Origin of the sequence: Pseudoalteromonas citrea (genome assembly GCF_000238375.3) — a bacterium.
In the GTDB taxonomy this organism is placed as follows: Bacteria; Pseudomonadota; Gammaproteobacteria; order Enterobacterales; family Alteromonadaceae; genus Pseudoalteromonas; species Pseudoalteromonas citrea.
In genome coordinates this window covers 823485-844841 of record NZ_AHBZ03000027.1, presented here as the reverse complement: position 1 = coordinate 844841, position 21357 = coordinate 823485, and the positions used below count along the sequence as shown (strand labels likewise).

At 41.9% G+C, this 21357-nt stretch carries 15 protein-coding genes and 1 CRISPR repeat array; of the genes, 3 read left to right on the top strand and 12 right to left on the bottom strand.

What is annotated here, in order from left to right; genetic code table 11:
* Positions 1 to 160 precede the first annotated feature (160 nt).
* The 4 genes from cas3f to PCIT_RS21600 form a co-directional block, all read right to left on the bottom strand.
* Positions 161 to 3568: a type I-F CRISPR-associated helicase Cas3f gene (gene cas3f / locus PCIT_RS21615; RefSeq protein WP_010364317.1), complete on the bottom strand. Its 3408-nt coding sequence runs from the start codon at positions 3566 to 3568 to the stop codon at positions 161 to 163.
* Entirely contained in the window at positions 3565 to 4566 is a 1002-nt protein-coding gene (gene cas1f, locus PCIT_RS21610; RefSeq protein ID WP_010364318.1) for a type I-F CRISPR-associated endonuclease Cas1f, read from the bottom strand. Before cas1f ends, cas3f begins: the two co-directional genes overlap by 4 nt.
* Before the next feature lie 96 nt (positions 4567 to 4662).
* Positions 4663 to 5493: a helix-turn-helix transcriptional regulator gene (locus PCIT_RS21605; RefSeq protein ID WP_010364320.1), complete on the bottom strand. Its 831-nt coding sequence runs from the start codon at positions 5491 to 5493 to the stop codon at positions 4663 to 4665.
* 603 nt (positions 5494 to 6096) lie between these two features.
* Positions 6097 to 6544: direct repeats of the CRISPR family, unit length 28 nt; unit sequence TTTCTAAGCTGCCTGTGCGGCAGTGAAC.
* Between the two features lie 670 nt (positions 6545 to 7214).
* A complete protein-coding gene (locus tag PCIT_RS21600) occupies positions 7215 to 7760 on the bottom strand; it encodes a TetR/AcrR family transcriptional regulator (protein WP_010364322.1) in 546 nt (181 codons plus the stop codon).
* An 89-nt stretch (positions 7761 to 7849) separates the two neighbouring features.
* Between PCIT_RS21600 and PCIT_RS21595 the strand changes: the two genes are divergently transcribed.
* A complete protein-coding gene (locus PCIT_RS21595) occupies positions 7850 to 8488 on the top strand; it encodes a glutathione S-transferase family protein (RefSeq protein WP_010364325.1) in 639 nt (212 codons plus the stop codon).
* A gap of 45 nt (positions 8489 to 8533) precedes the next feature.
* Here the strand turns inward: PCIT_RS21595 and PCIT_RS21590 are convergent, their stop codons facing one another.
* The 6 genes from PCIT_RS21590 to PCIT_RS21565 all read right to left on the bottom strand — a co-directional run bounded on the left by PCIT_RS21590 (position 8534) and on the right by PCIT_RS21565 (position 15007).
* Complete coding sequence (locus tag PCIT_RS21590) at positions 8534 to 9412, bottom strand: AraC family transcriptional regulator (RefSeq protein ID WP_052023339.1); 879 nt, start codon at positions 9410 to 9412, stop codon at positions 8534 to 8536.
* A gap of 235 nt (positions 9413 to 9647) precedes the next feature.
* The gene (locus PCIT_RS21585) at positions 9648 to 10007 is read right to left on the bottom strand and encodes a hypothetical protein (protein WP_010364329.1); all 360 of its coding nucleotides are present in this window, start codon (positions 10005 to 10007) and stop codon (positions 9648 to 9650) included.
* A gap of 57 nt (positions 10008 to 10064) precedes the next feature.
* On the bottom strand, positions 10065 to 12068 hold the full coding sequence (locus PCIT_RS21580) for a methyl-accepting chemotaxis protein (protein WP_010364331.1): 2004 nt from the start codon (positions 12066 to 12068) through the stop codon (positions 10065 to 10067).
* A gap of 255 nt (positions 12069 to 12323) precedes the next feature.
* Positions 12324 to 12923 (bottom strand): glutathione S-transferase family protein, encoded by a 600-nt coding sequence (locus tag PCIT_RS21575; protein ID WP_010364333.1) that lies wholly within the window; start codon positions 12921 to 12923, stop codon positions 12324 to 12326.
* 155 nt (positions 12924 to 13078) lie between these two features.
* Entirely contained in the window at positions 13079 to 13885 is an 807-nt protein-coding gene (locus PCIT_RS21570; protein ID WP_238348046.1) for a hypothetical protein, read from the bottom strand.
* A 255-nt stretch (positions 13886 to 14140) separates the two neighbouring features.
* Positions 14141 to 15007, bottom strand: coding sequence for a LysR family transcriptional regulator (locus PCIT_RS21565; protein ID WP_010364338.1), 867 nt, complete (start codon positions 15005 to 15007; stop codon positions 14141 to 14143).
* Between the two features lie 101 nt (positions 15008 to 15108).
* Between PCIT_RS21565 and PCIT_RS21560 the strand changes: the two genes are divergently transcribed.
* Entirely contained in the window at positions 15109 to 15483 is a 375-nt protein-coding gene (locus PCIT_RS21560) for a YybH family protein (protein WP_040698330.1), read from the top strand.
* Positions 15484 to 16139: 656 nt separating this feature from the next.
* Here the strand turns inward: PCIT_RS21560 and PCIT_RS21555 are convergent.
* Both PCIT_RS21555 and PCIT_RS21550 read right to left on the bottom strand, forming a co-directional pair.
* Positions 16140 to 17255, bottom strand: a complete 1116-nt coding sequence (locus PCIT_RS21555) for an FAD-dependent monooxygenase (protein WP_010364342.1) — start codon at positions 17253 to 17255, stop codon at positions 16140 to 16142.
* A 46-nt stretch (positions 17256 to 17301) separates the two neighbouring features.
* Positions 17302 to 19767 (bottom strand): LodA/GoxA family CTQ-dependent oxidase, encoded by a 2466-nt coding sequence (locus tag PCIT_RS21550; protein ID WP_010364343.1) that lies wholly within the window; start codon positions 19765 to 19767, stop codon positions 17302 to 17304.
* 331 nt (positions 19768 to 20098) lie between these two features.
* Here PCIT_RS21550 and PCIT_RS21545 point away from each other — a divergent pair, with 331 nt between their 5' ends.
* Positions 20099 to 21349, top strand: a complete 1251-nt coding sequence (locus tag PCIT_RS21545; protein WP_010364344.1) for an efflux RND transporter periplasmic adaptor subunit — start codon at positions 20099 to 20101, stop codon at positions 21347 to 21349.
* The last annotated feature ends 8 nt before the right edge of the window (positions 21350 to 21357 follow it).

Here is a 21357-nt window from a genome sequence, read left to right as displayed (position 1 = left end):
TTTAATTTAAATTATATGGCGAAATTGTATTGATTGTAATTTAGCTATATCATGCTATCACTGCCACAAAGGCAGCTTAGAAAATGCAGTACAGTACAATATGTTCACTGCCGCACAGGCAGCTTATCAAGCCAAAGCATATTTGCTTTGGCTTTCTCAATTAAACCTTCACTAAACCTAGTTGATCGTTATAAGCGTATTGGTACTTTTCATTAAACTGAAAACTCAACTCTCCATATTTTAATGAGATCAATCGCTGACTCAACGGCGAGTATGAGTCACTTGTTCGCTCAGCAAACTCAATGCAAGTTTGATCAAAATCCCTCACGAGCCACACCCTTGATGTTGCTAACTCGCTGAGTTTCACTCGCTTAATATTGAGTATATTTTCTCTATTAACGGCATATCCTTTATCATCTTTTTCACAAAATCGACTTTCCGATTGGTATTCATCAAAGACTAAGAATATTTTTAACGTAGGTTCACTTTGTCTAAATGGAGCAAGCTGCTGAGGTAGTGCAGTTAAAAACCACTCTTTATTTAACCACCCTTGCAAAGAAGCAGGATTCGTTTGTGCTCCCTTATCTTTATTAGAGGTATAATATGCCAAAGTATGCAGTGTAGATGCATGCTCTAAATCAACCAAATTATTAGCCACTGTCATTCTATATACATACCCTGCATTGATATGACTAGGCTGTTTAATTCTTGGTATGGCATCTAAGCGCTCAGCAGCCTGTGGTACATCAATTAACTGCTCAAGATCATGACTAGTTAGATTACAATAGCTTTCAAAGCCTGGTCTGTGAAACACTCGTGAGCGTTCTTTATGGCTATTTTTAATCGCCTTCCAGTTATATTGTAATAACGCAATATTAGGTTGGGTTACCTCAGTACTTCTATGTCGTCTCACCCGTCCTGATAGTTGAATAATAGAGCGATAAGACGATGGCTCTATAACGGCCCAATCAAAGTCATGATCTCTACCAACTTCTTCAACAGGCGTTGCAACCAATATAAACATGATATGTTCAACTGTTGAATTATCTTGCTTGATATTATTCAAATGATTGCGGATAACGGGGTCTGCCAGTGCTTGTGGCGGAGATTCTTTTCTTTTTAGCACCTTATCTAAATGCTGCTCTTGTATCGACCGCATCAGTAAAACCTGCTGACTATGATACGCCATAACCCGAACTTGGATATTGCTTGGCCAATTATGTTCCAACAAGTATCGAGTCAATTCAGTACATGGCTGAATATTAGCGATACGCACTACACCAAAAGAGACATTCAGCTGTGAAACTGGATCAGTAAAATGATGATTGCTATGTTTGTTAAGCGCACTTTGTGCAATGATATTAAAGTAAGCCGCTTGCTTATGCTCAATGACACTTTCTTGTTGCTGATTCTGATCTCGATATCGCTCTATAATATCGTGACAATAACTAATATCAGCTTTACGTAAAGAAGGCTGTTGAACTAATTTTCTTACCCTATTTTCTATAAATTGAGTGTGTTCTTTGCGGTATTGGCTTATCGCATCTGGCAATTCCTGTGTTTTATTACTGGTTACCTGTGTTGCAAATTCATCTATCCATGCACAACCAATCACCGCATTCGCACTGCGTGTTTTACAATAAACCTGCCAGCCATCTCTATAGGCTTTAAAATAACCTTCCGCTAATGATGGTGGGATCGTTGCAGACGATATCATCACCTTACGGCCCAACATTCCAGCCAAGTGAATTAAGCGGCCAATCGCTATTAAATCAACGCCTGTAAAGTCATCAATTTCGTCTATTACTAAATCTGACGACATTAATCTCAATGATGGTAAAATGTATCGCCCACCCCGTTTTGTTTCCGTTGCCGCTATAATGTGGTCAATTGTGCAAGCCAAAACAGGTGCATATAGAAACTGCTTATCACGAGCACAAGTTAAAACAGTCGCCAGCCCTTTTTCTGGAATATCACATTCAAAGTCAACTTCTTCTGTTAGCAAGCTATCTTGTGAGCTTGATCCCGAACTTTCAAAGACTTGCCCTTCATCACCTATCGACTTGCTGTTATGCAATTCCATAACAGCTTTAGACCCAATTAATACAGCCAGTTCAGTACTATCAAGCCCAACTCTTTGACGATATTCATCGCCTGTTTGCAAAGTTAATGTGCGTAAGCCTAGTGCCAAAATAAAGCGTAAACTCTGCCCATCACGAGAAAGCGCACGCATAACTTTGGCATTTGCAAACGTTTTACCACACCCAGTACTTGCCATATTCACAGTAAAAAAGCCATACTGCTTTTGACTTTCAGCAACCTCTTGGGCACGCCATATTATAATTTTATCAACAGCTTTATCTTGCCATTGAAACGGCTTAGGGCTTCTCTTATATAAGCTTTTTATGTCTTGTGCTAACGGAGGCTCTATCTCGAACGCTGGCAATAAATGAGCTGTATGTAATGCACTGCACATGACTCCGACAAGATGCTCATCGAGCTTCTGTTTTAATTGATTAGTTGTACGGTCTGTATTTGCAAACAGCCCCGTTGTATTTTTCCACTTTTTATCAGCCTGCTGTGATGAATAATAATGGTCACCTAGCATCACGCACAATCGAGTATGGTGAAGGATCAGACGGTAACACCCCGTCTCAATGCATTTAATTCCGTGCTTATGATTTAAAAGCAATCTAGCTGACCACTTTTTAATTTGATGTAACCAGAGCTTGGAGTTACTAATTAATCCATTGGGGAAATCGAAACACTGTACCAAACGCTTTTGATACTCTTCTTCATCAAAGCGATTTTGATAGCCCCAGTGTTGAGTTATCCTATCAAGAGCCTGATCTAAAGACTCAGCCGTTTCAGATAAATAATCTTTACAATTATCTTTACTAGGTAATGGCAGACGGTGATGGGAAACAACTAACCACGCGACCAGTTTTGCAATAGGAGGTAACCCTTCTAACGGCTTTGTTACTGGTTCACATACGCTATTTTTTAACATAGTTTCATCAATAGCTCCCTTGCTGAGCGCTTCTAGCCAATGTGTGTCGTTTTTACTACCATAAGAAAAAACTAATGCCCTTAATAGCAATAAAGATATCCACTCATGACGAATAGGATCACCCTTACATTTATATTTACTGTCGGGCTTTAATTTCTCTTGAAAAAGAGTTGTTGATTTCCCCCAGTCATGCAATAAAGACGTTACCGCAGCTAGCGCCTTTATCAAGGGTAAATAGTGCCAATCATTTTCTAGATCGCTTCTCAGTAAATTGTTACGCGTTGAATTAACAGGCACTAACCCTTCAGCATTAAACTTATTCTTATTCCCCACCACCCACAGCAACTGGTTTCTCGAACGAGACCTTAGCCAATGACAGCTCACCGCAGTGCTACGGCTGGCTGTTTTACGCAGCATTTTTTTAACCGTTAAGAGACCATCTTCTGTGATCAAAGTTTGCCATGTGTTGTCACCAATTCGGTTAGCGAATGCATCAAGTACCCGCCTAGTTTTCTTGAGAGCGTTTTTCTCACATTGAGATACAAATGTGACCATCATAATTGGTTGGCCTCAATGTGCTCTTTGGTGTATGTTTGTAGTGCAACTTGCTTTACCGTATCAAACATAAAATCTAACGATTTATGATCGGTAAAGGCTTGTAATACTTGCTGACGAAATTCTTGCTCTGTGGCGTTTTCTTTGGCACATACAAAAGCCCAAGGTAAAACTACCGCGTCTTTAATTAAATCAGCTACATCGAATACCAAAGCTCCCCTTCGGGTTTTTCCATGCATCACCGCAAAGCCATGCGGTATACCGAGCACCCATAAACAACTTGCTGCTAGGCCGTAAGCCAAATAATTTCCATGATTTAAAAAGTCATTGGCTTTGCTGGTGTTATTTTTGTCGGGTTGATGTTGACGGGTAAACCCCTGTGCATGGGTATTATTCGCTGCGTATTTATAAAGTACTTTAGTTAACTGGGCTTCTGTAAGTAATAAATCAGATTGCTTTTTGGCGGCATCGGTTCGGGTATGAAACGTATCGAGCGCGGTTTGTATTTGCGAGCTGTTAAAGTCGAACCCCTCGCCTTTCAAGTCTCGATCTTTTTGCCATACGGTTTGTAAATACACAATGCGTGCTTGTTGAAACTGCTTTGCAGCCGCCAAACGCTTATCATCATCAAACCAAAACTGCATCCAACCATGTAAGTATTCAGTGGGCCTATATTCACTTTGAGGCGTAAACCATTCAACCTCACAGGCCATATGTAGCGGTGTTCCACCGCCACCACTAAAACCGACTAATACCCCGGCTTGAGCAAGCATACGCATTGCCGCTTGAGTAATGGATGTGCCATTACCAAGCAGTACAACGGTGGTGTTAGCAATGGGAATATTAAAATACTGATTTTCATTCCCTTTACTCGAAAGCGATTCCGTTAAATACAGCACTCGGCCATCTTTTTGCATTACACGGCAATATTCGAGGTAGTACATGTTGGCTCGTTTAGAGTGCAAAATTGTTTTTAAGTCTGATGGGCTAAAATCGTTCATTGCTTTCCCTCTTCCTTAGGTGTTGCAATAATTTACTGATAAAAAGTAACGTCTACAATGCTGCTAATATGACCAGTTAATTTTTTTATAGGTTGCTTAATTCCACAGTAGCTTTTGCTTTCTCAGAGTTCGATAGCAATCTGGCTCTATCACAATTTGCTGTGCTTCTGGGTTTGGATGTTGTACGTCTAGGCGTAAAATACTTATTAAGTAATTAACAAGTGCCGCGTTGGTTTTAAGGTATTTTTTGTGGTTTTGCATATCAAAATCGTGTGCAATAACATGCTGTGCGTATTCGCTTAACCTTGGGTCAGGCATAATAGTTAACGTCACTTCTTGCTGCCAAGCGGTATCATCTTTTTTATATTGCTTCGCTTTGCTTTTAAACTCAGGCTCAGCAGACACTATTCGCGACAGAGAAAAGTCTCTAAACCCCTGCGCTTTCTCACAATATGCCCGTAAATGATAACGTAGCCCTGAGTTGATCAATGTATGTGGGCGAATTACCCGGTCAGTTTCGCCTCCCTCTTTTATTGACTGGTAGCAAATATCGAGCACGCTTTGCCGGCGGCAGGCGTTAAGAATAGGCCTCAAAATAATGGGGTTAAGTTTACGGTGAGGTAAAGCCAGAGCGCTGATCGGTGAAGCACTGAGTTGGTGCACATACTGCTCCCCTATCAAATGCGCATATTCAGAAAAGTCTTGAGAAATATAACTCGGTGTAAAGGGGGTTGCCAATATATACGCTTTTTCTGATTCATCGTACTTTGCGGCAATACCATGGCGTTCAATATAGTCTGTTAAGTACCGCCGAGCACTGGGTCTTGAAAGTTTAAACTTATCTTGAAATACACCGGTTTGAATTTCTGCTTGCCAAAACAACACGGCTTCAATATACCTAAAATACTGCTCTTCCTTAGCTTGCATAAATCACTTTTGGTGAATTTTAAGTTAATTTAATGTATCAAAATATAATCATAAGATCATTGATCCACGACAAAATACCGTATTTTCGTGACCAACCTATGGATTCTGACCTTCGTCAGAAAGACGAGTTATGTGGGCCTCACTCGTTTGCGAGGCTTTATGCCGCGAATAATTAGAGCTAATCGTTGACGACAGTGCGCTAACATAACCACCCTTCGTCTCCCTGAACTTGATTCAGGGTCTATGAGTTAAGCAAAGCAGTTTAGTCTAATACGTTCAAATCATGGATTCTGACCTTCGTCAGAAAGACGAACTGTGTGGGCCTCACTCGTTGGCGAGGCTTTATGCCGCGCATATACACAACGTCCCCCCCTTCGTCTCCCTGAACTTGTTTCAGGATCCAAAAAGTAGTCACTACAGCCAGTGCGGCAGTGAATAGATAAAACTAACTTCAGCGTTTTAAAGCCGTCCATGGAGCTGGATTACATCGGTCGTTGCCTGCATGGATGCAGGTACTTAGGTTTTGTCGGGAACAAAAAACCTGCCATGACCTCACTTCTTCGCGCTGCACCCTCTGCAAAACACGTCGTTTCGGTCACTCATCGCCTAAGCTGCCTGTGCGGCAGTGAACAGGATACAAACTTAGCGGGTTTAGACCTAGGATTTCTAAGCTGCCTGTGCGGCAGTGAACCTACAAAGCACCATTGCAGCACTTGCTGAAATTTTCTAAGCTGCCTGTGCGGCAGTGAACTTGCGCCAGGTATAAATTTTGGTGTGACGAGTTTTCTAAGCTGCCTGTGCGGCAGTGAACAAGCAAAGTAATACGGGGAAAATTGGGATGAATTTCTAAGCTGCCTGTGCGGCAGTGAACGTATGGGTTATCACATGATAGATGATGGTATGTTTCTAAGCTGCCTGTGCGGCAGTGAACTGGGATCTGTACCAGAACGGTCTGGGGTTGATTTTCTAAGCTGCCTGTGCGGCAGTGAACAAAAAATAGCGTTGTTAGTTGCAAACGATACTTTTCTAAGCTGCCTGTGCGGCAGTGAACAATAGACTATCATCATAAAAATAAGTTACAACAAGTCGTTACGGCCAAAATACTATTTTAACCATATAAAAAACGACCAATTGTAACTTGCTGTTTTATAGTGACTTTTTAAAGAGCGAAAAATAAAGGGTTTTTAAAGGGTATTTACCCTTTTAACTCATTGCACCTTACCCAAACACATCAAACTACCTTTGCGACAGTTCATAACATAACCACTCCTTCGTCTCCCTGAACTTGATTCAGGGTCCAAAAAGTAGTCACTACAGCCTTTGCTAAAACTAACCTCAGCGTTTTAAATCCGTCCATGGAGCTGGGTTACATCGGTCATCCATGACCTCACTTCTTCGCGCTGCGAAACTGCGTTTCGGTCACTCATCACCTAAGCTGCCTGTGCGGCAGTGGACTAGTACCAGGCATAAAACGCCCAGCCCCTAGGCACCTAAGCTGCCTGTGCGGCAGTGGACAATGCGATTTTTACACCAAGGTAATGTATATCAATGTGTTACGTTTAAATTAGTTTTTTTACCTTATAAAACGCGCCATTGTTTAACACTTTGATTTAGAGGTATTTTTTAAAGAGCGAAAATTAAAGGTGGTTTTTTAGCCTAACCAAACCCATCATGACATAACGTGCGCTGAAGTGCTATATCGTAATTTACGTACAGTAATCTCACTCTTGTTCACACCGAGTTGCGGCCTCGCATGCGGCGAGTAACTCCGCTTTTAAGCTTTCGTCTGTTAAGGTTTGCGCGAGTGCGACGGCGCCTATCATGGTGGCTGCTTGCGCTAATGCGGCGCTGCGCTCATTTACATGGCTATTTATATACTCTACAAACCCTGCAAACACTTTTTCATACGTTTTACGAATGGCTGGATCTCGGTGGCGAATGTCTGAAATGAGTAAGGCAATTGGGCAAAATTGTGTATCGTCAGCGCCTTTATGCTGATTCAAATAGTTATGCTTTAATAAGTTAAACGAGTTGCTGCACCCTGCTTCAAGTTGTTCTTTTGCTATAAAACCCGCGACGGGGATTGCCTCATGGTACAGCTCTGATTTAGATTTAAAGTGGCTGTAAAATGCACCTCGGGTCATATTCGCTTGCTGCATTACGTCGTCAATACCTACCCCATCAAACCCCCTCGCTACAAATAACTGAGCTGCGGCTTCTAAAATACGTTGTCGAGATTGGTGTTTATGATTTGCATCCCAAGGCATTATTTTCTCTTAAATTAAAATATGTTCTTGAACATATTGTCATGCTTTTTATGATGAGATCAATCATTAAACATACAAAAGGACATACAATGAACACCATCACACTTATCGGCCCTGACTTTTCCACCTTTGTAAAAAGCATTGAACTCGTGTGCAACTATAAAGGTATACCTTACCAATTGAGCCTTGAACATGAAGGGCACCCTTTGACCATCGGTGACGATAGTTTGTTAAAATTACATCCTTATAAAAAGGTGCCAATTTTAATTGACGGTGACTTTATTTTGCCTGAGTCGAATGCCATAGCGCGTTACTTAGAGCATTGTGGTGGAGCCACGGTATTTGATATTGACCCACAAAAACATGCTCACATAGATGCGTGGGCCAGTATGCTGTCTATTTATGCTTTTCGTGCGCTGATCACTGACTATATTATTGAGATTAAAAATCCGAGCGGCCCTAACGGAGAGCTTAATTTTGAAAAACTTAAAACCGCGCAGCCGGCTGTTTTGAACACTTTGCAAACTATCAATACTCAGCTCGCAGAGCGTGACTTTTTAATCACCGAGCAGTTTTCTTTAGCCGATGCTCTCATTTTACCCATGCTTGGTTATCATATGCAGTTACCTGGTGATCTCAACTTACTCGCTGAATTTCCAAACTTAGTAAAGTACTACCAACGCCTCAGCGCGTTGCCATTTTGTAAAGGGGTTTTACACACAAACTAACGCCTGCTGTTACAGGCATAGACTCTGCCGTATTTTTACCGCTTATCAGCAAAGTGGTAAAAATATGTCTGTGCGTAAATCGCATTCATCTACTTCGTGGATCAGGTTTAAGTATTGAAAAAAGCAGGGGTGAGCCGCGGGCTGTTCGTCGCTATCCACCAGCCAATGCTGATAAAGCATATAGATAGTGTGTTCAAGCGTATTGTGACTGCCTTGATGTGTTACCTTGGCACACCGCATGGACGGGATCTCTGCATTACTCACACCAAAGTCATTACTCGGAATGGGCTTTGCAACCGACCCTGCTATTTTAAACCTAAACTCACTGGCTGGCATCGCACTCGGATCTCCATTAGGAAGACCAAATGTAAGGCTAGAGCAAATGGGTGATAACCCGCTTGACTTTCGCCAATTTACAAACTTTCCTGCAGTTTCATATACCCGTTCAGGCGCACCTCGGTGTTCAAGCACTGCAACCTGAGTTTTAGGAAATGTCACAATGTCTACGTTGAGTGTGTTTTCTATTGGCTTATGTGCTGTCTGTTCAAATACACGGTGCCATTGAGGCCATTGTGGTTGCTTTCTAAATTCGGATGGGGTCTGGCTAAATGTGCGCTTAAATGCACGAGAAAATGCTTCTGCACTGTCAAAGCCCGCCTTAAGGGCAATGTCTATAATTTTAATATCGGTTTCAAAGGCCAGTTCAAACGACGCACGCTTCAATCTGGCGAGTAATATATATTTGCTCACAGTAACATTGGTACTAGCCACAAACAGCCGATGAAAATGGTATTTCGATAAAGCGGCGACCTCACTTAAGTGTGTTGCAGTCATCTGTTTATCAAGGTTGTGATCTATATAATCACATACTCGTCTAATACTGCGGTGAAGCGGTAAAACATGGCTCACGGTTAAATTGCTCATTCAAAAAGACTGACTACAGGCAGTATCGCAAACTGTGAATTAAAAAGCTTGATTGAAAGTGCGGTCTCTCATTTATTACTCTAAATTCATAATAAACAGGCTAATATCAGGAAGGTTACTCTCTCGCTCTATTGAAAGTTTTTATAAAAAATGGCTATTGAGAGCGACTCCAATAGCCATTGTGTTTACTTAATTGATCAAACTTGATGTTACTTATTGCCTAAATGGTGCAACATTAGCCGCCACATTTATTAAATTCTTCACTCGCTTTTTCATATACTGTACAAAAGTCATCACTGCCATTTGATGCGGTAATTTTACCACCGTCAAAAATTGCATTGATCACCTTCATTTTAGTTACCGTTAAGCGCTTATTCTTACAAGACTTAACCGCCATTGCGCCGCACTCTGCGGCTGTGCCCGCTTCTTTAAATTTAGAGCAACTTTGTTTACCTTTACACTTTTTATAACTAATTTTTTCTTTCCCGGGGCAAGACGTCCTGGTGTACTGAATTTCACAAGTACCCGCAATAGCAACTTCCATGAAAAAGTAGGCAAAAAATGCAACAAATAAACTAGCAATTTTCAATTTCATATAATGCTCCTCTCAAGCAAATTAGACGATTTAGTAAAGTAACTAATCATTTAGTCACTAGGTTTTAAACTTAGTTAATAACTCTCGCTGGGTTTCGGCCATTTGCGCAAGTTGTTGACTCGCCTGCTGGTTTTCCTTGGCTTGACTGGTAGTCATGTCGGTAATATCACGAATACTATATACACTATCTAGTTGCGTTTGTGCGGCCACTGTTTGCTGTTCAGACGCAGCAGCTATTTGTTGGCTCATATCGCGAATTGTCTTAATGCTTTCAACAATGGAATGCAGCATGTTTTTCACACTGTTAATACCATCAACGCACTCTCTTGACGCTTGTTGAGAGCTGGTCATGCTTTCAACGGCTTGCTGTGCACCATTGATCAGGTTTTCGATGGCTGATTGAATTTCTTGCGTAGACTCTTGCGTACGGCTTGCTAGTGAACGTACTTCATCAGCTACCACAGCAAAGCCTCTGCCCTGTTCTCCTGCTCGTGCTGCTTCAATTGCGGCATTCAAAGCTAATAAATTAGTTTGTTCTGCAATGCCTTTAATTTCAGCAAGTACCGAACTTATACTGACCGTGTCATTATTCAACTGCTGAATAACATTTGCAGACCCTTCAATGGTTTTACCCAACTCAGATATGCTATCCACATTTTTTAGTAAAACCAATTCACCTTGCTCGGCTTCAGTACTGGCTTTCTCCACTTCTTCTAACGTACTGTGAATACTCGATGCCACCGATGCCACTGTTTCGGTCATTTCACTAATTGAGGTGCTCATAGACTGCATTTGTGAACTTTGCTCATTGGCGCTATTGAAGCTTTGATCAGAAATTACACTGGTTTGCTCTGCCGTACTGGCAAGCAATTGGGAATTATCAGATATTTCATTCAAGGTATTACGTAAACTATTCACGAGCTGCTGCATGCTGTCAGCCATATCGCCTAGCTCATCCTCTCGGTCTTTAGCAAACTGTACTGTCATGTCCCCTGTTGCTGCGCTTTGAATTTGCTCGACTGCTTTTGCCAATGGCACCTTAATTGAATTTGTTACAAAATAAGATACGAGTAATGACAAAACAATGATAAGCCCCGCAAGCGTAGAAATAATAAATTGGCTTTGATTCACCGACTCTTCTGCACCAGCTTGCACTGTTTCGGTATAAATAATGATTTTCTCATTTAGTTCATCAATGAGCTTACGGGTATCACCGGCGTATTGCTCGGCCTTTTTAAATTCTTTTTTTACTTTCGCTAACTGCTTTAACACTCTCACCTTTGACGCAATAGCACTGTCACTACCAACCAATGCAGACTTGAAACTGGCTAGATTTTGGCTCATCGCAACCAACTCGTCGCTGTCTTGTAATTCAGCGGCCCCTTTGATTCTGTTGAAAAGCGTTGCAATTTCACTCGCCGAATCATTCAGTTCAGACTGCACACCCAGCACTTCAAACACAATTTTTGAGCGCAGTGCTGAGTTTGCGTTATCAACTGTATCTTCAATAAGGGATACAAACTCAGCTAAATCATTCATAACATCATCTTGCTCTGCCATTCCTTCTAAATCGTAGGCATAGCTCAAGCTCTCGTCACCCATATCACCAAACTCACGGGCTAGTTCGTTAGTTTTTTCAATTTGCTGTAATGTGGCCAAATAGTCTGTGACACTTGGCACAGCGACTTCATACAACGCTGCGTTTGTTTTCTCTACGTCAACAAATAATTCAGACATTTCAGGTAGGTTTTGTAACTGAGTTCCTAACGCCCTCAAACTGCTTTGATTTTCGTTATACCGAGTATCAAAATCAAGTTTGATGGTATTCGCTTGGCTCACGCGCTCAGTACCCAGCAACAATATTAAATTCAATTCAGTGGCAAGCACACTTTCTGATAAAGCCGCGCCCTCAATTAAGGTTGGTACACTTTCAGTCGAGACTTGTTGTATTCCTTTACCAATATTCATAATACCAAAAATAGAAACAACAAAAAGTATTACGGATAATAACAATACGACCGCGAAGCCACCAAAAATTCTCCACGTAACAGTTAGGTTCATATGATAAATCGTAAATGTTGGTAATGATTAACTTATAGCAAAGATGCGATACTTTGCGAATAATGTTTATAAAAACATACCATTTAATGAGTAAATAAACGGAACAGTCGAGAAGTAAAACACATTTAATTAACAATTAAATGGCGTATTTTTAAGGTAGGTGTGCATAACGCAGCGCAGTTACTGCGATATTTTAGATGGCCGCGTTATATTTATTTCTACTGGTACAAAGCTATCAGTACATACACCCTGCTGCTAGGTAACCGCCATAAAACCAGGAATTGCTTCAACCTGAGTTTGCCACTTTTGTATATTAGGAAAATCTTGCCCTATATCAGTGGCAGCTTCTGCCAACTTTATATAACTATACAACGCAACATCTGCAATAGTTGGTTTATTGCTCACCATCCACTTTTGCTTTGCTAAGCTTTGCTCCAAAAAGTGATATAGCTGTATGGTTGTTTCAAGTGCCAAGTCAAAATTGCCCGGCTTGTTAAGCACTTTAATTGCCCTTACGGTAGCAGGTCCGTTCACTAAAGGCCCTGCGGCAATCGACAACAACCGTTGAACCTGTGCTTGCTTTATTGTGCTAGAAGGGTACCAAAAATCTGATTTATCGAATGTTTTAGCTAGGTAGATTAATATAGCGTTAGAATCACAAATAATACGACTGTTATGCTTTAGAACGGGTACTTGCCCAAGCGGGTTTATACTTAAAAATGACGTTGACTTTTGTTGTTGTTTTTTTAGATCGATAATAATAAATTCATATTCTAGCTGTAAAATCGATAAAAATAGCGATACTTTATGTGTATGTCCTGACAGTGGATGTCCGTATAACTTAACTTCTTCCATAATTAAGGCCTAAAAATATAAGTTGTTTACCAAACAACCATTAAACCTTAACTAAACTGAAAAACAAACCTACAAAACTATATATGATGTAAAAATAAGCTCTAAAACTTAGCTATTTATTAACTAATTAATAAATAAAGCTTTTTAGAGGTACTTTATAACGTTGGCTGCACGCAATGGTGTAGTTCAGCCCATGTGTATCGCTCAGAATATAATGTATCTCTGGTGCGAATGCTCATGGTGGGGTTACGCAATTTTAAAATTTTACGCTTATTAAAGTGCCCTTTTTCAATTGCATCTTTCGTGATGGGGTGCCCACTAAACAAAGTGTCAAAACTACCATCAAGCATAGCGGTATGTAGGCCATGTGTTAGTCGCTTTCTTAATCGGTGGTTACTTTTTTTAACAAAGAAATACATAGCAGACGGGTAGCATAAGCCAAATTGATCATCAATGCGTAAATTAGGGTGATCAGTTACCTCAGACCATGGCTCATGTAATGCCCTAGGGAACAAATCAAAACGTTTTTGTGCCGCCATATTGAGTAAGTTTTGCGCACCCGCAGTTTCAGTTTTTAAGTTATTATAAGTATAAATTTTCGAATCAGGCCAATCGTGCCCACTGCCAAAGCGATAATTCAGTAAATCTGACGCATTAGTTTGCGCATTTAATGTCACCTGAAAATCTTTATGAATAATAAATACACGTGCGCCCATCATCCCTTTTAATAATGGAATATAAACAGTACCGAGCTTATGTTCACGGGCAATTGACGTCATGCTCCAGTGCACATCAATCAAATCGGCGCTGGCCAACAACTCCAAAGTACGCGCTTGTGGTGCATCTTCAAACGTTTTTTCAAGCAGTTGATATGCGCCGTATTCGGGCACGCTTTTATCTAATGCCAAACGCAATAAATCGATGTAATAGCGCTGCTTTGGATCACTAAACGTATGAGACACGTTATACCTTACAATATCGGTCGCATGACTTATATTGCAAATAAGCATAAAAGTTAAAGGGAACAGCCAAGCCCGCATAATTATTCAACAGTCCTTTATAAATACCTTAGTAGTGTAGCAAAGTATCTATAGTTGAAACACGATAATATTATTGGCCTTGGTCATTTTTAGATACAAGGGACTTTATTAACTGCTGATGGTATTCAATCGAGCAATTAATATACTTTGCTTTTATGACATACATGTTTTACCTACTTATAAGGCTTCCATTAAAGTGTCAAACTGCGCCTTTATGGCTACTTGGGCCAACTTTACACTCACGGGCACCGCCCCTTGATAAGGGTGAACCGTAAATACCTTCGCGGGAGAAAGCGCTTGGTCGATAAATACAGGTGTTAATTCAGGGTGGTTAGATAAAAGCACATTTGGGATCAAGCCAACACCAAACCCAGCTGCAATTAAAGATACCGTTTGAGCAATAGTATCTGTTGTATGAGTTGCAGCAAAGCTCAATGACTGAGATTCAACCCCACCCCTAAAGAAAGTATGCTTTATGTGAGTTCCTTGCCAATGATTGGCAATATACGCGACTGAGTTTATATCTACAGTACTTCCCACAGCTTGACAAAGCACGTCAGTAAACGAGCCTAATAATCGCTGCTTGTAGCGGCTATCTTTGCTGTCGCCTACACGAACAGCTAAATCAATATCATGATGCATCAAATCTAATTGTTCATCTTGGCAGATTAAAGAAAAGTGCACATCTGGGTAGCGTAAAAAAGCATGCTTTAAAGCCGGAACAACCAACGTATCCATTAAGGCATGCGGCGCCGTTATCGTCAATTTACCTGACGGCTCTGTTTGTTGTGCCATCACTTCATCCCACGCTTGCTCAGAAATTTGATGCATTTGTACGCAGTGGTCGTAAAACCGCTTACCCGATGGCGTCAGAGACTGTCGTCGTGTTGTGCGCTTTAATAATGTGGTGGCTAACTCACTTTCAAGTTGCTTTAAGTGCTGACTTAATACTGATTTTGACAACGCCATCTTTTCAGCCGCTTTGGTGATTGAACCCGCCTCCACGATGCGCATAAATATAGCCATTTGGCGTAGTTTATTCATATTGTTCCATCCAGCTAAACAGTGTTTTCTATTACCTTTGTTTTTCTTGCTAAAGCATAGCGCTAAACTTTATGGCAAGTAAACTATTGAGATATGAACACATGGCACCACAATCAGTATTTGAAGCATGTAAAGCAGGCATTTTACAATGGCAAACGGCTTTTAATAGCCAAGATGCGCAAGGGTGCGCAGCGCAATACCATGAAGACTGTACCATGGTAGCCAAACCGTTTGGTACGTTTACAGGCACAGAGCAAATACAAGCACTGTGGCAACAAATCATCGATCAAGGCTTCAATAATGTGCAATACAGTGATGTGATTTGGCAACCAGAAGGCGATGACGGCTTTTTACTAACGTCAAGCTGGGAAATGAACAAAGCCTTTGGTGTTGTGCACAAAGAGCACTGGCAAGTTCAAGCTGACGGTAAAGCTGTACTCGTTTATGATGAATTTGAAGTGCAAGGGGAGCGTTAAAGCATCATTGGCAAGCAGCGCTTATTAATTGATATGAGTACTGTGCGTAACATGGACCCTGAAATAAATTCAGGGAGACAAAGTAGAGGTCATAGCCAACAGTCTTCACACGCTTTAAAATCACGCCATTCTTAGATAAAACTTTGGCGAAGACGTAAATAAACCTCCGCCGTCTTCCTGACGTAGGTCAGGATCCATTTACTTTAATCAGGCCCCCGCCGTCTTCCTGATGGAGGTCAGGATCCATTGGTTTTAAAGTGCCGTGCTAAACAGGAGTGCATTCACCCACTTGGGCAAAGCTCTCAACATGGACCCTGAAATAAATTCAGGGAGACAAAACATAAGGGACAAAGTAGAGGTCGTCGCTAACGAGAAGTCACATCCCACCTTCGTCTTCCTGACGTAGGTCAGGATCCATTGCTTTTAAAGTACAGTTGCTAAACGAGTCCATGCACTCACTTGGGCACTGCGCGCAACATGGACCCTGAAATAAATTCAGGGAGACAAAGTAGGGGTCATAGCCAATGGCCTTTACAGACTCTTAAGGCTAGGGGAATCATCATCGTCTTCCTGACGTAGGTCAGGATCCATTTACTTTAATCAGGCCCCGCCGTCTTCCTGACGCGGGTCAGGATCCATAAATAAAACCAACATCACTAGCAAACTAAAGCACCTTCTTTTGATACATGTATCGCCTGTTTACTTTGCCAAAATGGTTCACCGCTCCAACGTTGCTCTGCATTGTAACGCTCAACCAATTCGTTCAAGTAGGTATTATAAATCGAGGTCATTTGCTCAGAGTAATCATCCAGCCCTTGGCTTTTCCCTGAAAAGTAGTGTGCTATTGCCTCGCCCGCTTTATCTGCCATATACATAGCGGTTGTCATTCCATGTGATGACAATGGGTCAAATGACATCGCAGCGTCGCCAAGCAGTAGCCAATTGCGGCCTGTTAGCTGGCTACAAATATGGCTGCTTGCATTAACTTTGTGCACAGGAACGTGCATGTTTTTATTAATAAATTGTTTAAAGTAAATCGATTTTTCACTGACTTCGTGCCAATTCTCAAATGAGTTATAACGCTCAAAATCTGGCGAAGTTTGATTGCTAAAAATAGCCAGCATGGTGCTTTTATCGCTTACCTGCGAGACCAATGACCAACAGTGCTGTTGTGCTTCTACCAGCACGGGGTGTGGCAATTGAGCAACCTTTACGCTGGGTACATTCACCACAAAAGCCATTAATTTATCGAAAAAGTGCCTTTGTATATTCAATACTCGAGGCAAGTAACCTTGACGCCCGCTGGCATCTGCAACAAAACGCGCTGACACTTGAACAGCCTCACCCATGTAATTTTTACTGCTAATCTGCCAGTGCGCGCGCTGCTGTTCAAGTCCCGAGACTTTACCAAACATCACCACGGTTTCTGGTAAATCCTCCACTAGCTGAGATATTAAATACGATTTATCGACTTTCCAACCCGGCTTTTGCTGCAATACACGCTCAACATCGGGCTGTTGTAGCGTCGCAGATCCCCATGAAGAATAAGTGCCAGAACATGGAAAGTGCGCGCTATGGTGTAAATACGGATGCAAGCCTAACCGTACTAGCAAAGGGTGGGTTGACGCAGGCAAACTTTCTGCAAAGCTGGTTTTTATTGGCTTATCATCATGGAAAACGGCCACGTGTAACCCCATGCTCGCTAATTTACGCGCCACTAATACACCACTTATCCCCCTGCCAATTACGGCACAATCAAATGTTTTTATCATACAGCCTCTTATCAAACATGGCGCTCTTGCGAGCGCCTACAAAGTTTTAGTTTTTATCTGCTTTGCTGTACGCCACATAAACCACTTCAGGAATACCCGTGCCGGCATCTTGCTCTACCGGTCTGGCCATGACCATGCCCATATTTTTCCATTGCGTAACCATTTGTACCAAGCCATTGGTATAGCCCCCTTCGGCGTGATAACCGACAAAGCCCAAGTCAGCAGTATGAAGCCAATCTAATCGCTGTGCATATTGCTCAAGCCGTAATTGATTAAACGAAGCTTCACTCATGCCTTGTGCAACAGTGTGGTCAAAGCCATTGGGGGTTGCTGTGTCAGAACTTTTACTGTCTTTAAATTTGTTATAACGCGCCAACGGCACAATATGTACGGGTAAGTTTGCCGCCCACCATGCCGGTATTGGAAAGTCCTCTGGCGTATAAACTGCTTGGCAACTTGCTGCGTCTGACTGCCAAGGAATACCCATCCACTTGGTTAAATCCCCTGGGGTATTTTCCCAGAACCAGCTTGCCTCAGTGCCTTCTAACGTCGACTTTTCCACATCTGAGACTTGAATAACATGACCAAAGTCTTGATACATGTTCGATGCGTCAGCAGCTTGTTTTAATCTAAATTCACTTAGCCCAAGTAAACTGATTGCCTCGCTTACCCCTGATTTTCTCTCGTTCGTTTTATAAATATGGTCATGACGCATCGGCCACGTTAGTTCAACGCCTGGGTGGAACCCACCGCCATACAGCGCATCCAATGCAGCACGTGCTGATAGTAAGGCAGGGTGTTCTGACTCGGCAAAGGTGTTGATGTAAAACTGAGCCAGTGAATCGATGGTTTGAGCATGAGCTTGCTCTTCTTCAGTCACCGTAAAGTCGCCTTGTGCCCAGTTAAGCAAGTGTTGATACATAAACGGCGGAATTGCAAACCACTGCATTGGGCTACCTGGGTAGTCTACCCCGTCATTTGGGTAAAACGGCAGTTTTAACTCATGGGTTGCTTTACGACCTTTAATATCTGTGGTGTCTTTACTGGGAATAATTCGACTGGTGTTGATCCATTCACTGTCGGTTTGACCTGGGTCTTGCTTATCTACCGCTTCATCAAACATTGGATTTCTAAATTGCTTAAAAATCTCTTTGCGTAATTCATTTGCTGCACTACTGCTATCAAGCAGTTGTGCAAATTCATTTTGACTACTTAACTCTCCCAAACGTGTATTAACTTGGTTGTCTGAGAAGTCGGCCTGATTAACCCACTGCATCCGATATAAACGATATAAAATAGGAAACACATCACTAAATTGCGTGGTGATTTGGTTTAACTGGGCTTCTTTAATTTGCGCACCGCACACCATGTCGTACAAAGTGACAAGCGGCTCTATTTGTGGGGCAAAATCAGGCGGGGCTGTTGCAATCCAAGCACTGTTATCTGCTTGATCAATATTAACCACATCGCCATTACTCAACGTCAAGATAGCGCTGACTTGACCATCACAAATATCATCATACCAATTAGAATTATCAGCAAAGTCGGTATTAAGCGAAGAAGGCGTCATTGCTTTTGAAATACCATCGCCGGCAAAAAACGACAACACACCCGTGTTTGAGCAACTGATCGAGCCTTGCAACACAGTATGACGTTCTGTCATATCAAATATATTCGTTAAACGATGTGCAGGATCGGCTTCGTTCGCAGGAAATTTACCACTGAGCTTAACGCTGTTTTTATTATTGCTAGATACACTGCCACTGCTGCGAATAACCAATTGTTGTCGTAACTTATTACCCAATACATTTGGGTTGCGTCGTTTCGCGGTTTGCGCTGGAGCCAGCTTTTCTAAGCTGACATTTTTGGCTAAGTTACCGGTTCCTTCAGACACCAAAGATAAATCTAAGGCATTGTTATAGTCGTACCAAAATGCTTTTTTATTCGCGACATTCACCTGCCATGTTAACGCGTCGCCCTCAGCTAAAGTCACTTGTTCAATGGGGTTGCCTTGTGCATCACATTTGTACACATAAAAGCGCTGCGCTTGCTTTTTAACCGCGCCTAAGTATTTTTCTGCAAGTACGGCAATGACAATGTCTTTCGCCAAGTCTGATAATGAAAAATCAGCCACTTGCACCGGCAGTGAAACATCATCAAGCTGACGTTCTAGCTCAATTTTAGTCAACATTTTACTCAGCTCACACTCGCTTAAAAGCGTCGTTAACTGGCTTTGATGATCATCTGATAGCTTAACAGCTGGCGACGCTGACAAATGCGCACTCACACTCCCCTCTAATTCACTAAGACGATCATGCAACTGGGTTGCAAACACTCTATCGACTAGCGCTTTTATGTCGTCTAACGTCACTAAATATTCAACACTGGTATCGTAAAGGTGCTGCCAAGGTATTTCGGGAGTAAAAATAGCCGTTTCAGGCTGAGCAGGGCCATTACCTACCCGCGCAACGCCAAGAGGCGGGTAAATTTTATACGTGTACTGTTCAGACATGGTGTTTCCTTATCTATTAATAGATGACTTGATGCCAATGTATACCCCAAAAATTAATGCCAAGTAGGGCAACTAGGTAACGAGTGTAGTCAAATACGAATAAATATCGATTACACGAGATTACAAAACGCGATATGCCCAGCCCTCATTTAGCCAAAAATTATACTGACGACAGACAAATCTCATTAATAAGAATAATCTCAATCACAGTCCCAATATTGAGACTGACTGGAGATGAAAAAATTAAACAGCAATAATTTCAACAATTTAAAGGTTGGCATATATGCTGCAATCTGAGTGACATAACTCGCAAAACTAAGATGAATATCACATGGATATAAAAGTAAACACGCAACGAGCAAGCAAACTGCCCTACTATGTTATTGCGCTCATTGTGTTACTCGGCGTTGCTGTGGCAATCAAACAAGTATGGCAGTATGGGCGCTCAGAAGTGACACTTTCAGCCTCTGAACTCGTCATGAGTAAAGTGCAAAAGGGCAACTTTACTGTATCAGTGCGTGGGAACGGCATTTTGGCACCAGATAAAGTGGAGTGGCTATCCGCCGGCGGCGATGCAAAAGTAGCCCAGCAATACCTTAAAGCGGGCAATCATGTGAAACAGGGCGAGTTAATTGTTCTACTTAGCAACCCTCGCCTCAAGCAAAGCCTTACAGAAGCGCAATGGGACCTTTCAGCCATTGAAGCACAACTGATGGCCGAAAAGGTCAGCGATAGCTCTCGTATCAAACAACTCAAGTCAACAATATTGCGTGATAAGCTCGCCTTACAAGGTGCTCAAAATGAGTACCAAGCACATCAGGAGTTGATCGCAACGGGTGCTGTCTCTAAGCTCGACTTTCAACGCGCTAAGATCACGTTAGATCAAGCTGAACAAGGTTATTTAGCATCTAAAGAATTACTCTCAGAAACAGAAAAAACCCATCAAGCCAATCAACAAGCTCGCTTTGCAAGGCTCAATCAAATTAAGAACCAAGTCGCCCAAATACAATCACAAGTCGATGACTTACAGATAAAAGCCAGCATGGATAGCATTATTTTAACAGTGCCGATTGAGGTTGGCCAACACGTTGCCACTGGCAGTAACCTTGTTAAATTAGCGGATCACAAAGCATTAATTGGTGAAATACAGGTTCCAGAAATTCAAATCCAACAAGTTAAAATTGGCCAAACAGTGCGCATTAATACGCAAAATAGTCAGTTCATGGGTAGTGTGTCTCGCATTAACCCCGCTGTGACACAAGGTAATGTGCAAGTAGATATAGCGTTTAGCGAACCTCTCCCCGCAGACGCCAGACCTGACTTGAGTGTTGAAGCAGATATTCAAGTCGCCAAACTAGAAAACACCCTGTTTGTCTCTCGACCGCTATTTTCACAAAGCCAAACCGCCACCAGCTTTTATAAATTGGATCCTGACGGTGGACTTGCACACAGAGTCAAGGTAGAAGTAGGGCAGGGTTCTACAAGTCATATACAAATAATCAATGGATTGGAAGAGGGCGACACCATCATTACCTCTGATCCAAGCCGCTTCGATAGCTACCCAACATTTAGCATTAATTAGGAACCCTT

Coding starts and splice junctions, on each gene's coding strand:
- PCIT_RS21555 (WP_010364342.1), bottom strand. CDS start 17,255: ATGATAAAAACATTTGATTGTGCCGTAATTGGCAGGGGGATAAGTGGT.
- cas1f (WP_010364318.1), bottom strand. CDS start 4,566: ATGAACGATTTTAGCCCATCAGACTTAAAAACAATTTTGCACTCTAAA.
- PCIT_RS21585 (WP_010364329.1), bottom strand. CDS start 10,007: ATGAAATTGAAAATTGCTAGTTTATTTGTTGCATTTTTTGCCTACTTT.
- PCIT_RS21605 (WP_010364320.1), bottom strand. CDS start 5,493: ATGCAAGCTAAGGAAGAGCAGTATTTTAGGTATATTGAAGCCGTGTTG.
- PCIT_RS21565 (WP_010364338.1), bottom strand. CDS start 15,007: ATGAATAAACTACGCCAAATGGCTATATTTATGCGCATCGTGGAGGCG.
- PCIT_RS21550 (WP_010364343.1), bottom strand. CDS start 19,767: ATGTCTGAACAGTACACGTATAAAATTTACCCGCCTCTTGGCGTTGCG.
- PCIT_RS21560 (WP_040698330.1), top strand. CDS start 15,109: ATGGCACCACAATCAGTATTTGAAGCATGTAAAGCAGGCATTTTACAA.
- PCIT_RS21575 (WP_010364333.1), bottom strand. CDS start 12,923: ATGGAAGAAGTTAAGTTATACGGACATCCACTGTCAGGACATACACAT.
- PCIT_RS21600 (WP_010364322.1), bottom strand. CDS start 7,760: ATGCCTTGGGATGCAAATCATAAACACCAATCTCGACAACGTATTTTA.
- PCIT_RS21580 (WP_010364331.1), bottom strand. CDS start 12,068: ATGAACCTAACTGTTACGTGGAGAATTTTTGGTGGCTTCGCGGTCGTA.
- cas3f (WP_010364317.1), bottom strand. CDS start 3,568: ATGATGGTCACATTTGTATCTCAATGTGAGAAAAACGCTCTCAAGAAA.
- PCIT_RS21545 (WP_010364344.1), top strand. CDS start 20,099: ATGGATATAAAAGTAAACACGCAACGAGCAAGCAAACTGCCCTACTAT.
- PCIT_RS21590 (WP_052023339.1), bottom strand. CDS start 9,412: ATGAGCAATTTAACCGTGAGCCATGTTTTACCGCTTCACCGCAGTATT.
- PCIT_RS21595 (WP_010364325.1), top strand. CDS start 7,850: ATGAACACCATCACACTTATCGGCCCTGACTTTTCCACCTTTGTAAAA.